10 protein-coding genes and 3 pseudogenes are annotated in these 13,084 nt (G+C 70.8%); 7 read left to right on the top strand and 6 right to left on the bottom strand.

Features of this window, described 5'->3' with window-relative positions; all coding sequences use genetic code 11:
• Window positions 1-20: 20 nt before the first annotated feature.
• From ACZ5VQ_RS02030 to ACZ5VQ_RS02040, 3 genes are read left to right on the top strand one after another with little or no spacing between them, the layout of a single operon-like run.
• On the top strand, window positions 21-581 hold the full coding sequence (locus ACZ5VQ_RS02030) for a (2Fe-2S)-binding protein (protein WP_469103217.1): 561 nt from the start codon (window positions 21-23) through the stop codon (window positions 579-581).
• A complete protein-coding gene (locus ACZ5VQ_RS02035) occupies window positions 578-1,570 on the top strand; it encodes an FAD binding domain-containing protein (RefSeq protein ID WP_469103218.1) in 993 nt (330 codons plus the stop codon). Before ACZ5VQ_RS02030 ends, ACZ5VQ_RS02035 begins: the two co-directional genes overlap by 4 nt.
• A gap of 35 nt (window positions 1,571-1,605) precedes the next feature.
• On the top strand, window positions 1,606-3,702 hold the full coding sequence (locus ACZ5VQ_RS02040; RefSeq protein WP_469103219.1) for a xanthine dehydrogenase family protein molybdopterin-binding subunit: 2,097 nt from the start codon (window positions 1,606-1,608) through the stop codon (window positions 3,700-3,702).
• 336 nt (window positions 3,703-4,038) lie between these two features.
• Here ACZ5VQ_RS02040 and ACZ5VQ_RS02045 read toward each other — a convergent pair whose 3' ends face one another.
• Window positions 4,039-4,458, bottom strand: coding sequence for a CBS domain-containing protein (locus tag ACZ5VQ_RS02045; protein ID WP_362070593.1), 420 nt, complete (start codon window positions 4,456-4,458; stop codon window positions 4,039-4,041).
• 157 nt (window positions 4,459-4,615) lie between these two features.
• Here ACZ5VQ_RS02045 and ACZ5VQ_RS02050 point away from each other — a divergent pair, with 157 nt between their 5' ends.
• On the top strand, window positions 4,616-5,011 hold the full coding sequence (locus ACZ5VQ_RS02050) for a VOC family protein (RefSeq protein WP_469103220.1): 396 nt from the start codon (window positions 4,616-4,618) through the stop codon (window positions 5,009-5,011).
• Between the two features lie 237 nt (window positions 5,012-5,248).
• Here the strand turns inward: ACZ5VQ_RS02050 and ACZ5VQ_RS02055 are convergent.
• A pseudogene (locus tag ACZ5VQ_RS02055) lies at window positions 5,249-5,386 on the bottom strand (plasmid stabilization protein); the annotation flags it as partial.
• Between the two features lie 229 nt (window positions 5,387-5,615).
• Here ACZ5VQ_RS02055 and ACZ5VQ_RS02060 point away from each other — a divergent pair.
• The gene (locus ACZ5VQ_RS02060) at window positions 5,616-6,674 is read left to right on the top strand and encodes a YihY/virulence factor BrkB family protein (RefSeq protein ID WP_469103221.1); all 1,059 of its coding nucleotides are present in this window, start codon (window positions 5,616-5,618) and stop codon (window positions 6,672-6,674) included.
• 113 nt (window positions 6,675-6,787) lie between these two features.
• Here ACZ5VQ_RS02060 and ACZ5VQ_RS02065 read toward each other — a convergent pair.
• A pseudogene (locus ACZ5VQ_RS02065) lies at window positions 6,788-7,054 on the bottom strand (SRPBCC family protein); the annotation flags it as partial.
• A 59-nt stretch (window positions 7,055-7,113) separates the two neighbouring features.
• Between ACZ5VQ_RS02065 and ACZ5VQ_RS02070 the strand changes: the two are divergent.
• Window positions 7,114-8,646 (top strand): FAD-dependent oxidoreductase, encoded by a 1,533-nt coding sequence (locus ACZ5VQ_RS02070; protein WP_469103222.1) that lies wholly within the window; start codon window positions 7,114-7,116, stop codon window positions 8,644-8,646.
• Here the strand turns inward: ACZ5VQ_RS02070 and ACZ5VQ_RS02075 are convergent.
• From ACZ5VQ_RS02075 to ACZ5VQ_RS02085, 3 genes and pseudogenes are all read right to left on the bottom strand, one after another.
• Complete coding sequence (locus tag ACZ5VQ_RS02075; RefSeq protein ID WP_469103223.1) at window positions 8,528-9,268, bottom strand: TetR-like C-terminal domain-containing protein; 741 nt, start codon at window positions 9,266-9,268, stop codon at window positions 8,528-8,530. The genes ACZ5VQ_RS02070 and ACZ5VQ_RS02075 overlap by 119 nt on opposite strands.
• A gap of 918 nt (window positions 9,269-10,186) precedes the next feature.
• Window positions 10,187-10,438, bottom strand: a pseudogene (locus ACZ5VQ_RS02080) ((2Fe-2S) ferredoxin domain-containing protein); the annotation flags it as partial.
• Complete coding sequence (locus tag ACZ5VQ_RS02085; RefSeq protein ID WP_469103224.1) at window positions 10,435-12,414, bottom strand: heavy metal translocating P-type ATPase; 1,980 nt, start codon at window positions 12,412-12,414, stop codon at window positions 10,435-10,437. The gene ACZ5VQ_RS02085 and the pseudogene ACZ5VQ_RS02080, both read right to left, overlap by 4 nt.
• Before the next feature lie 162 nt (window positions 12,415-12,576).
• On the opposite strand from ACZ5VQ_RS02085, the gene ACZ5VQ_RS02090 reads away from it, so the two are divergent.
• Window positions 12,577-12,960 carry an ArsR/SmtB family transcription factor gene (locus ACZ5VQ_RS02090; protein ID WP_469103225.1) on the top strand — a complete coding sequence of 128 codons (384 nt, stop codon included), beginning with the start codon at window positions 12,577-12,579 and terminating at the stop codon, window positions 12,958-12,960.
• Window positions 12,961-13,084 lie beyond the last annotated feature (124 nt).

Below are 13,084 nucleotides of genomic sequence, written 5' to 3' on the forward strand. Positions count from 1 at the left end.
CTTTACGTACGGAGGTCTTCATGGATTCCGATGTCGCGCGCGGCGCCTCCGCCTCACCCGACAGCCACCACTCGGACATCACTCTGCGGGTGAACGGCAAACCGCACACGCTCACCGTCGACCACCGTTCCGTTCTTCTGGACGTACTGCGCGAGGACCTCGACCTCATCGGTGCCAAGAAGGGCTGTGACCATGGCCAGTGCGGCGCCTGCACGGTCCTGGTCGACGGCCGCCGTGCCAACAGCTGCCTGCTGCCCGCCGTCGCCCTCGACGGCGGCGACATCACGACCGTCGAAGGACTCTCGGGGGACGGCGAGGAACTCCATCCGCTCCAGCGCGCCTTCCTGGACCGCGACGCCTTTCAGTGCGGCTACTGCACTCCAGGGCAGATCTGCAGCGCCCTGGGCGCGGTCGCCGAGGCGGGGGCCGGCCATCCCTCCCACGTCACCGACCACGCTGTCCCCTCCGGGCAGCCCGTACCGCTGGGCGGGGACGAGATCCGCGAGCGGCTCAGCGGCAACCTCTGCCGTTGCGGCGCCTACCCGCACATCGTCGAAGCCGTCCAGGACGTGATCTCGTGAAGCCCTTCGGATACATACGCGCGGGCAGCGCCGAGGAGGCGGCCGACGCGTACGCCTCGCATCCCGGCGCGCGGTATCTCGGCGGCGGCACCAATCTCGTCGATCTGATGAAGCTCGGCGTGGAAGAGCCGGCCACCCTCGTCGACGTCAGCCGACTGCCCCTGGACTCGGTGGAGTTGCTGCCCGACGGCGGGCTGCGTATCGGGGCCACCGTCCGCAACAGCGACCTCGCGGCCCACCCTGTGGTCCGTGACCGCTACCCGGTGCTCTCACAGGCGCTGCTCGCGGGCGCCTCCGGGCAGCTGCGCAACATCGCCACCACGGGCGGCAACCTTCTCCAGCGCACCCGCTGCCCCTACTTCCAGGACACCGGCAAGCCCTGCAACAAGCGCGAGCCGGGCAGCGGCTGCGGCGCCCGGGACGGCGTCCATCGCGACCACGCGGTGCTCGGGCATTCGCCGCTGTGCATCGCCACGCATCCCTCCGACATGGCCGTCGCCCTGTCCGCCCTCGACGCACGCGTCGAGTTGTACGGGGCAGAGGGCGAACGCGCCGTTCCCGCCGCCGAGTTCCATCGGCTGCCCGGTGACCACCCTGAGCGTGACACCGAGATCCGCCCCGGTGAACTCATCACCGCGGTCGTCCTGCCGGCCGCCGCGGCCGGGCTGCCGTCCCTCTACCGCAAGGCCCGCGACCGCGCCTCGTACGCCTTCGCCCTCGCCTCCGTCGCCGCGGTCCTGCACACCGGCGACGGCGTCGTCCAGCACGCCGGGATCGCTTTCGGCGCGCTGGCCCACCGGCCCTGGCGCGCCCGGCGCGCGGAGGAAGCCCTGCTGGGCGCGGCGCCCACGGTCGCCGCCTTCGAGCGTGCCGTGGACCTCGAACTCGCCGCCGCCCAGCCCCTGCGCGACAACGCCTACAAGGTGCGTCTGGCCCGCAACCTCGCCCTCGACGTCCTGACCCGGCTGGCGCCGCCGGCCAACACCTGACAGGGCCTCGCGACCGGCACCCCCAGGAGGACTCCATGGCCGACACCGATACCGCGCTGGGCGCGCCCGCCGAGCGCCGGGAGGGCCGTGACAAGGTCACCGGCCTGGCCCGTTACGCCGCCGAACACACTGTCTCCGACCGGGTGCACGCGTGGCCCGTGGCTGCCGCCGTCGCCCGTGGTTCGGTCCGCGCGATCGACGCCAGCGAGGCCCTGCGGCTCCCCGAGGTCCTGACCGTGCTCACCCACGAGAACGCTCCCCGGCTCGCCGACCCCGACGACCCCACACTCGCCGTCCTGCAGAACTCCCGGGTACCGCACCGCGGTTGGCCGATCGCACTGGTCGTCGCCGAGACGCTGGAAGCGGCCCGGGCCGGTGCCGCGGCCGTGCGTGTCGAGTACGCCGCACAGGACCATGACGTGACGCTCACCGAGACCCATCCGGGAGCGTACGTCCCCGAAGAGGCCAACGGTGGCTACCCGGCACAGCGGGAACAGGGCGACCCCGAGGGCGCGTTCACGTCCGCCGCGGTCCGCGTCGACGCCGACTATCGGGTGCCGCCCCTGCACAACCACCCCATGGAGCCGCACGCGGCCACCGCCCGCTGGAACGACGGCCGGCTTGTTGTGTACGACTCCAGCCAGGGCACCACGGTCGTACGAGCCACACTCGCCGCGCTGTTCCGGCTTCCCGAGGACCGGGTCACCGTCATGTCCGAGCATGTCGGCGGCGGCTTCGGGTCCAAGGGGACCCCACGCCCCCACGTGGTGCTCGCCGCGATGGCGGCGCGGCAGACCGGACGCCCTGTCACCGTGGCCCTGCCCCGCCGCCTCCTGCCCGCCCTCGTCGGCCATCGCGCGCCCACCCTGCACCGCATCCGCCTCGGTGCCACCGAACAGGGTTCCCTCACCTCGCTGCGGCACGAGGTCACCACTCACACATCCCGTATCAAGGAGTTCGTCGAACAGGCAGCTGTATCCGCCCGCATCATGTACGCCGCGCCGAACAGCCGCACCAGCCACCGCGTCGTACCGCTGGATGTTCCCAGCCCTTCCTGGATGCGCGCGCCCGGTGAGGCACCGGGCATGTACGCCCTGGAGTCGGCCATGGACGAACTCGCGGTCGCACTCAGGATGGACCCCGTCGAGCTGCGCGTTGCCAACGAGCCGGAGACCGAACCGGACAGTGGCAAGCCCTTCAGCAGCCGGCATCTCGTCGAGTGTCTGCGTGAAGGTGCCCGACTCTTCGGCTGGCCGCACCGCGACCCCCGTCCGCGCTCCCGCTCCGCGGGTCCCCTGCTGGTGGGGACGGGAGTGGCGGCCGCGATGTATCCGGTATTGATCCAGCCTTCCACCGCGACCGCCGAAGCCCGGCCGGACGGAAGCTTCATCGTCCGGATCAACGCGACCGACATCGGCACCGGTGCCCGCACGGTCCTCGCACAGGTCGCCGCCGACGCCCTCGGCGTCCCGCTGGAACGGGTCCGTACCGAGATCGGGAACAGTGACCTGCCGTCGGCGTCACTGGCCGGCGGTTCCTCGGGCACCGCCTCGTGGGGCTGGGCGGTCCACGAGGCCTGCACACGGTTGAGCGCGGTTCTCGCGGAACACACGAGGCCCCTGCCGGAGCCGGGCCTCACCGCGAGCGCCGACACAGAAGGCAGCGCGGACGCCGACAGCGGCTTCTCGCGGCACGCCTTCGGCGCCCACTTCGCCGAGGTCACCGTCGACACGGTCACCGGGGAGGTCCGGGTCCGCCGCCTGCTGGGCGTGTACGCGGCGGGGCACATCCTCAACGCCCGTACCGCCCGCTCCCAGTTCATCGGCGGTATGACGATGGGCCTGGGCATGGCCCTGACCGAGGGCAGCACCATGGACGCCGCGTTCGGTGACTTCACCGAGGCGGACCTGGCCGCCTACCACGTGCCCGCCCACGCCGACGTACCCGCTGTGGAGGCCCACTGGATCGACGAGGACGATCCCCATCTCAACCCGATGGGCAGCAAGGGCATCGGCGAGATCGGGATCGTCGGGACGGCGGCGGCCATCGGCAACGCCGTCCACCACGCCACCGGTGTCCGCTACCGCGAACTTCCCCTGACGCCGGACCGCGTGCTGGCCAACCTGCCGTAGATCCGTTCGGGCAACACGCCCAGCGGATCGGTCAGGGTCCGGCCCGGCCGCCCTGGGCATTGACCACAACGCTCCCGGCGAGGGCGAAACAGCGGTCTTGCCGCTTCAGGCGGGAGCCGACCTGCTTGGCCGACTCCAGAATCGCCTGATGGCGATCCAGCAGACAGCGCCGGACGTCCGCCGCTCCGGGCCCCACCGAGCGGAGGGGGCCTCGGCCGCGCGCCCCTTCGTTCCGCGCAGGGCAGCCTGCCGGTCGCGGGTATCTCGTCAGCCTGTGCGTGAACGGCCTCGTCCCGCGCTCACGGCGACGCCGAGGCCAGTGCGCGCAGGGCGGAGCTACTGATTGGACTTCGCCACGCTGATGTCTCCGAGCGCCGACTCCGGGTCCCTTTCCATGGCCAGGTCGCCGAGGGCGACGACCCCCACGGCCCGTCCACCGTCGACGACCGGAATCCGGCGTACGGAGTGCTCGCGCATCAGCTCCACCACACGGTCCAGGTCCTCCTCCGGACCCACCGTGACCAAGTCACTGCTGCACACGCCCGCCACGGTCGTCTGCTCCGGGTCGCCACCCTCCGCGACCGCCCGGACGACCAGGTCACGGTCAGTGACCAGTCCACGCAGCTGATCACCGTCCATCACCAGAACGTCCCCTATGTTCTCGTCACGCATCAGCCGGGCGACCGCCGTCACCGAACTCTGCGGTTCAACGGTCACCGGTGCGCTGGTCATGATGTCGCGTACTTGCTGGGTCATGAGCGTTCTCTTCCCTGAGCCCGGCGATGCCTGCCACTGCCGGTTGACCTCCGGGTACCCGAGGAGAACGGCCCTGCACGTCACCGTGCCATCGGAAGACGCTGCCGGGCAGACGGGTGGAAGGCGTCCCAGCAACGAACCAGGGAAGCAGTACCGCATGAGCCCCCGACCGCGTTTCACGTTGTCCGCGACCACCGTTGACGCACCGAACGCCCACGAACTCGCACGGTTCTACCAAGGCCTGCTCGGGTGGCCGACAAGAAAGGAGGAACCGGACTGGGTGGAGATCGCACCGCCCGACGGCAGTGCCGGGCTGTCGTTCCAGACAGAGCCGAACTTCACGCGCCCCCAGTGGCCTTCGGCCCCGTCCGGGCAGCAGATGATGATGCACCTGGACATCGAGGTCGACGATCTGTCATCAGCCGTCGGGCACGCCCTTGGCCTGGGAGCGACCCTGGCGGAGTTCCAGCCCCAGGACGATGTACGCGTCCTGCGCGACCCGGTGGGCCACCCCTTCTGCCTCTGGACGCGCACCGACTCGTTCAGGGCCTAGCACTTTGGGTCACCCGGTCAAGCCAGTACCTCCCGGGTGCGGGAAGGCGGCGGACCCGGGTCCCACCGGGTCCGCCGCCTTCGTCCCACGGCCGCTCAGCCACACCCGGAGTTTCCCTGCAGTCTCCGTTCAAACACAGGCGCCCACTGCCGAGCTGAACTTCTGAGGGCGGCTCCGGAGAGCGGTCGCGCTGTCACCGCGCGCTTGGGAACGGGGCGATGGGCCCGGCGTGTCCGTTCAACACCCCAGCTTCTGCTGCGGTTCCGCCTTCTTCATGCAGGAGCGGCCCTTGATGTTGCGGCGCTCGGCCTCTCCGTACAACTGGTTGTACGTGGGGCCTTCCGCACCAGTGTGCGATCGCTGGCCGCCCCGCTTTGCGTCCGGGGCCCGGCCGGCGGGGGCGAAGACGCCGCCGACCACTCTCGACACCACACTCGGATACCCGTTCGAAGTGGCGCGGGGCTGGCAGGATCTGGGGGAGTTCGCCGGACAGTTGCCCGTTGGCCCACGGGACCACCGGCGTGGAAGGCTGAGGACACAGAATTAGAGTCCGAAATGTCAAAAATCCGCGTATGAGCGGCGTGAGGCCGGATACCCGTGCGGAATGGTACGGATATTGAAGCGGCACGGACGTCACGGCGGGCGGGTCGCCGGCCCCGAGGGCGAGACCGTGCAGAATCCGGACGCCGGGCCGGACGAGCAGGTGGAGCGTCGTGCGCCGGACAGTCCGACGGATCTGCCCAGGCGCTCCTGGGGAGCGGTGCTGAAAGGCACCCTGAAGGAGTTCAAGAAGGACGAGCTGACCGACCGGGCAGCGGCTCTCACCTACTACTCGATCTTGGCGCTGTTTCCCGCGCTGTTGGCGCTGGTGTCGCTGCTGGGGGTCGTCGGGCAGTCCGCCACGCAAGCGGTCCTGGACAACATCCAGAAGCTCGCTCCGGGCGCGGCACAGGACGTTCTGCGCAACGCGGTGCAGCAGATGCAGGGCAAGGGCGGGATCGGCTCGGTCATGGCGATCGCGGGTCTGGCGCTGGCGGTGTGGTCGGCCTCCGGCTATGTCGCCGCATTCATCCGCAGCGCCAACGCGGTCTACGACGTACCCGAGGGCCGTCCGGTGTGGAAGGTACTGCCGGTACGGATCGGTGTGACCGTGATGCTCATGGTGATGGCCGTGATCAGCGCGCTGATCGTGGTGTTCACCGGCGGTCTCGCACGGCAGGCGGGCGCCGCACTGGGAGTCGGCGACGCGGGGCTGACGATGTGGTCGATCGCGAAGTGGCCGGTGCTGGTGGTCCTGGTCACGGTGATGATCGCGGTCCTGTTCTGGACCACCCCGAACGCCAAGGTCCACGGTTTCCGCTGGATCACGCCGGGCAGCTTCCTGGCACTGCTGATCTGGATGATCGCCTCGGCAGGCTTCGCGCTCTACGTGGCGAACTTCGGCTCGTACAACAAGACCTACGGCACTCTCGCCGGCGTGATCATTTTCCTGGTGTGGCTGTGGATCACGAACCTGGCGATTCTGCTCGGCCTGGAGTTCGACGCGGAGCTGGTCCGCCAGCGCGCGGTCGCCGGGGGCCACCCGGCCGACGACGAACCGTACGTCCAGCCACGGGACACCCGGAAATGGGACGAGGAGGACCGTCGCCGCCTCGGAGGCTGAGCCCTTGGCCACAGCTAGCACCCAGCGAGCACCCGCGGGCGGCGCGAGCCGTTCCGCGCGGCCCCTGGATGAGGACCGTTGTCGGCGGGAACCCGATTCGCGGTTCCAGGTCGTCAGAATGCCGAACCGGGATTCTCGGGCCGGATGCGTCCTCGCCAGGCGCCTGACTCTCCCCCGCGCTGTTCGACGTAGTCCTTGAAGCGGTGCAGATCGCCCTTGATCCGACGGCCGATCACGCCCAGCATGTCCGCGCTCTTCTCGGCGATGCCGGTGGGCTCTACGTCCATCGTGAGCTCCACCCGGGTGTGGGTGTCGTCCAGCCTCTCGAACCTGACCGATCCCCGTTGCCGGGTCTCGCCGTCGACGACCCGCCAGGTGATTCCGGCCGAGGACAGGCATATCGGCGCGTATCACGCGTCACGGAGGGCACTCGGCCGCTATGAACGCTGAGAGAGGAATCCAGGGGTCCTACTGGCTGGAAACCGCACCGCCCGGCGCCCCCGCTCCCCCGCCGTCCGGTGACCTCACCGTCGACGTCGCCGTGGTCGGCGGCGGCATCGCCGGACTCAGCACGGCCTGGGAGCTGGTCCGGCAGGGACGCGAGGTGGCGGTGCTGGAGGCCGACCGCGTCGCCGCAGGGGTCACCGGCCACACGACGGCCAAGCTGACCGCCCTGCACACTCTGGTCTACGACCACCTGCGCCGCACCCGCGGCCCCGAGGGAGCGCGACTGTACGCGCTCTCGCAGATGGCAGCGATCGGCCGTGCCCGCGAGATCGTCGACGAGCTCGGCATCGACTGCGAGTGGGAAGAGGCGGCGGCCTTCACCTATTCCGAGGATCCGCGGCGCGTCGGAAGGCTGCGGGCGGAGTCCGAAGCGGCGCGTGAGGCGGGGCTTCCGGCAGAGTTCGTCACCGAGACCGACCTGCCCTTCGCCGTCGCCGGCGCGGTCCGGGTGAGCGGCCAGGCCCAGTTCCATCCCCGCAAGTACCTGCTGGCGCTCACCGACGATCTGCGCCGACGCGGCGGCACGGTGTACGAGGGAACACGCGTCGTCGGCCTCACCGAGGGCGAACCCTGCGTCCTGCGGACGGACACCGGCGTGTCGATCCGCGCCGACAAGGTCGTGATCGCCACGCACTACCCCGTCTTCGACCGGGCCCTCCTCTTCACCCGCCTCAGCCCACGCCGTGAACTCGTCGTCGCCGCCACCATCGACGAGGACCGCGCCCCGCGCGGCATGTACATCACACCGGAACAGGCCACGCGCTCCGTGCGCACCGCGCCGTACCGTGGCGGCAAACGCCTGCTGATCGTCACCGGGGAACACTTCGTCCCCGGCACCGCGGACGTCGAGGAGCGGTTCGCCCGGCTGTCCGCCTGGGCCGACGACCACTTCGCCGGGCTCACGTTCACCCACCGCTGGGCCACGCAGGACAACGACTCCACCGACTCCGTACCTCTGGTCGGCCCGCTCCGTCCCGGCAGCCGGCACACCTACGTGGCCACCGGGTTCGGCGGCTGGGGCATGAGCGGCGGCATCATGGCGGGAGGTCTGCTCAGCGACCTGATCAACGGCCGCGAGGTCGCGTGGGACGGCCTCTACGATCCACGCCGCCTGGCCTCCGTCGTCCGGGAGGGGACATCGTTCCTCAAGCATCAGGCCCATGTCGCCCGGCACTTCGTCGGCGACCGGCTGTCGCCCGTGAAGGGCCCCGGACCGGACGACATCCCCCCGGGCGACGGCGCCGTGGTGCGCCTGGGCGGACGGCAGTACGCCGTCCACCGGGACGAGAACGGTCACGTACAGGCAGTCTCGGCCCGCTGCACCCACCTCGGATGCATCGTGTCCTTCAACCGCGCGGAGCAGGCGTGGGAGTGCCCGTGCCACGGATCGCGCTTCGCCCCGGACGGAGAGATCCTCCAAGGTCCTGCAGTACGCCCTCTGGAGAAGCGCGACTTCCCGGAATAGGCACGGCTCCTGCCCCACCGAAGGCAGGTCGGTGGCCGAGAAACCACACACACGCGACCGTGCCGTCGAGCGGATCAGGATCTCGTTGACGTTGACGTTGACGTCGGCGTCGGCGTCGGCGTCGGCGGACTGGGTGACTGGCGGAGGACCGCGCCGGCGACACCTCGAATCTGACGGCACCGAACAGGTGGGTGCGGCCCAGGAAGCCGAGGGCCAGCAGGGGTTCAGGCAGCTCGGGGAGGTGATCCTGCCGGATGCGGGTGAAGTCGGCGCGCACGTCATCCGGGAGTGCGATCGGGCCTGTGTCGGGCAGTGCGCCGTCACGGACGCCGTCAATGAGGATCTGCAACAGCACCCGTGGGGTGCGGGTGGCGGCGGGGAGGATGTCCAGCGGGGCGGTGTACCCGGGGACCGGGCTGCCGAAGATCAACGCGTACTCGGCGCGGTTGGCCAGCGCCCAGTTCCGCACCCCGTGGCAGATGCCCAGCCAGCGGCCGCGCAGGGCGGCGCGGTCGGCTTCGGCCGCGTCCCCGAGCGCGTTGTAGGCGTCGATGATCAGCGCGGTCAGCAGGTCGTCACGGCTGGCGAAGTAGCGGTACAGCGCCGAGGGCACCAGCTCCATCTCCCGGGCGACCGCGCGCAACGAGAGGTTCGCGCCGCCTGCTGAAGAGCGGACACCTGCGTGACGACTTCACCTCGCAGGACCTGGTCGTCCTCCTGATGGCCAACGCCGGCGTCATCGCCGCCACCGGCGACTCGGCCCCCGACACCTGGCGCCGCCTGGTCGGCCAGATGCTCCGCGCCTACGCCACCCCCGGAACCGAACCCCCGCACCCGCACCCGCACCCCGCACATTCTGAACCACGCCGGCGGACAGGAGCAGACCAGGGTGTATCCCGCAAGAGAGGCCACATCCCCCCCGGTCGGAGGCGGTGAAGGGAATGCCAGCCCAGTACAGCCAGGTGCCCGTCCTCCAGCGGGGACAGCCGCCCGCCGAGGGCCATACGCCCCTCCCCCGCTACCCGCGCATCAGCGGTTCCTGTCGGCCGACCAGCCCAGCAGTTGCCGTTGTCTCCGGTGAAAGACGCCGCCAGGCCACCAAAATGCGCGCGGCTTGCGGCAGTTCGACCGCTCGGCGTCACCCCAGGCGGCCGCTCCGCCGGCCTCCGTCCGAACTCACCGGCCACTGGCGGATCAAACGGCAGCCCTCCCGGTACCAACCCAATGGCGGTGAGTGCGTGTTTGCGACTTGTCGGCCTGCTTGTGAGGTGTGGGGGCGGCCGGACAGGGGACTTGGTGGGCAGGTCGGGTTCAGTGGTGTTCCCATGGGGCTGGCTCGGCCCAGGCTTCTCTGGTTCAGCCACGAGCCGGGGAGGCCGCCACTCAGTTCACGACAGGCCATCGCGGGCCTCGCGGCGCACTGTCGTGGAGGTCGGTGTCGAGCACGAGCACACCGGCCTCGACGCCGAGCGTCCCCACCCGGTCTGCGCCCAACGGGGCGCGGCCTGAGACGGCACAGCCACGCCCACCTGGCAGTTCACCTGCCGCTCGCCGCGCGGCCGGCGGACGAGGGCTGCACGACGACAACGTCGGCCTGTTCGCAGGCGTCCAGACAGTTCACCACCCGCACTTGGGCTAGCTGCCCCAACTCTGCCTTGAGTCGGGCCGGTTGAGCCGCATGGTCCAGGCCCGGGGCCCTCGGCGTACCGCAGTAGCAGCCCCGGCATACGGTGACCGTGCAGCGGGCCGCAGACGCTGCGGGAGCCGTCTGCCGGGTGCGGCAGCGGCTCACCGAGCACCCTCGACCGTGGCCCGCTGCCAGGCCGCGTCGCGCAGCAGGCGCAGGCCGTTGAGGCCGACGATGACAGTGGAGCCCTCGTGGCCGAGCACGCCGAGCGGCAGCGGCAGCGTGCCGGCCAGGTCCCAGACGACGAGACCGGTGATGAACACTCCGGCGATGACGAGGTTCTGGACGACCAGCCGGCGGGCCCGGCGGGAAAGCGCGATAGTGGTGGGGACGGTGGCGAGCTCGTCGCGGACGATCACCGCGTCGGCGGTCTCCAGGGCGAGGTCGGAGCCCGCCCGCCCCATGGCGATGCCGGTGTGCGCGGCGGCCAGCGCCGGGGCGTCGTTGACGCCGTCGCCGACCACCAGGACCTTGCGGCCCGCGCCCTCCATCTCCTTGACCGCGCTCACCTTGTCCTGCGGCAGCAGCCCGGCGCGTACCTCGTCGATCCCGGCCTCGGCGGCCAGGCGGGCGGCGGCGCGCGAGTTGTCGCCAGTCAGCAGCATGGGCGCGGAACCGGTGAGCGCGGCAAGGAACTTGACCGTGGCGGCAGCGTCCTGTCGCAGCTGGTCGGCAAGGCCGAACACCCCGGCGGGGGTGCCGTCGACGACGACCAGGACAGCGGTACGGCCGGATTCCTCCAGCCCTTCCGCGACCGCGGTCGCCCGGTGGTCGGCGCCCTGGACGAGACGGGAGGGGGCGCCCACCTCGACCGTACGACCGTCGATCACTGCCTTCACGCCGACGCCTGGTGCCGACGTGAAGTCCCGTGCCTGCGGCAGGTCGAGGCCCCGCTCGCGGGGCGCGTCGACGATCGCGCGGGCCAGCGGGTGCTCGCTGGGGTGCTCCGCGGCGGCTGCCAGGGCGAGCAACCCGTCTTCGTCGTAGAGGGAATGAGCCAGCGGCCGGATGTCGGTGACCCGCGGGGTGCCCTCGGTCAGAGTCCCGGTCTTGTCGAGCGCGACCGCGTCGACCTGTGCGAGCCGTTCCATCACCACAGCCGACTTCACCAGCACGCCGTGCCGCCCGGCGTTGGCGATCGCGGACAACAGCGGCGGCATGGTCGCCAGGACCACCGCGCACGGCGAGGCCACGATCATGAAGGTCATGGCGCGCAGCAGCGCGTCGGTCGGCTCGGCGCCGAAGGCGAGCGGCGCGAAGAAAACGGCGAGGGTGGCCGCGACCATGCAGAGCGAGTAGCGCTGCTCGACCTTCTCGATGAACAGCTGGGTGGGCGCCTTGGTCTCGGATGCCTCCTCGACCATGCGCACGATCCGTGCGATCACCGAGTCGGACGCGTCGCGCTCCACCCGTACCCGCAGGGCACCGGTGCCGTTGAGGGTGCCCGCGAACACCTCGTCGCCCGGCTCCTTCGTCACGGGCAGCGGCTCACCGGTGATGGTGGCCTGATCCACGTCACTGGCCCCACCCAGGACGCACCCGTCCGCACCGACGCGCTCCCCCGGGCGTACCAGAATCGTGTCGCCGACCCTCAACTCCTCGACGGCCACCGGCTGTTCACCATCGCCGTCGGACAGCTTCACGGCGGTGGCGGGCGCCAGGTCCAGCAGGCCGCGTACCGAATCGGCGGTGCGCGCCGTGGCCAGCGCCTCCAGCGCTCCGGAGGTGGCGAAGATGACGACCAGCAGGGCGCCGTCCATCACCTGGCCGATCGAGGCCGCCCCGAGCGCGGCGACGATCATCAGCAGGTCGACGTCGAGGGTCTTGTCCTTCAGCGCCTTCAATCCCTCCCAACCCGGCTCCCATCCGCCGGTGACGTACGCCAGCGCGTACAGCGGACCCCAGGCCCAGGCCGGGACTCCGGCCAGTTGCAGGGGCAGGGCGAGCAGGAAGAGGACAGTGGCCGCGGTGGCCCAGCGCGCCTCGGGCAGGGCGAAGACGTGCGTACGCCGCCGGAACGTGCCCCCGTCGCGGGCATGGGCGGCCCGGTTGGCGGAGGGCGGGGCGATGGTGAACGTCATGAGGGCGGTGATCCTTCACAGAGACGTACGCGAGGTCATACGCGAAGACGTGCGAACAGGCAGGCGGATGGGCGAGCACACAGTGGCGCCCGAGGCCATTGAGCCCCCATACAGGAACACATGAAGACCCATTCATATCCTCATGTCCGTAGGATGAGGTCCATGGGCCACGGAGCTGACACCACGACCACCGCCACCGCACGCGAGCGCCTCGAAGCCGTCGGTGCGGGCGATGTCGCCGCCACGCTCCAGGCCCTCGCGACGCCGTCCCGGCTGCGGATCCTGACCCGGCTCCAGGAGGGCCCCTGTGCAGCGACCGAGCTCGCCGACGCAGTGGGCATGGAGCAGTCGGCCTGCTCCCACCAGCTGCGGCTGCTGCGCAATCTCGGCCTGGTCACCGGCGAGCGCCGTGGCCGATCGGTGATCTACGCGCTGTACGACGATCACGTCGCCGAACTGCTCGAACAGGCCCTCTTCCATGTCGAGCATCTACGCCTCGGCCTGCGCGACGCGCCACCCTCGGCGGTCACCGGCGCTGACCACTGACCGGCCGGGGTCGACGGCAGCACGTGCGGCCCGAGTCCGTCACCTCACACCCGCACCGCCGGAACCGGGCACGGGACCAGGTGCCCTCCCGGTCCAGCCACGCCATCGGGCCCGAGCACCCGCG

The sequence above is a fragment of the Streptomyces sp. NPDC033178 genome (assembly GCF_055577685.1).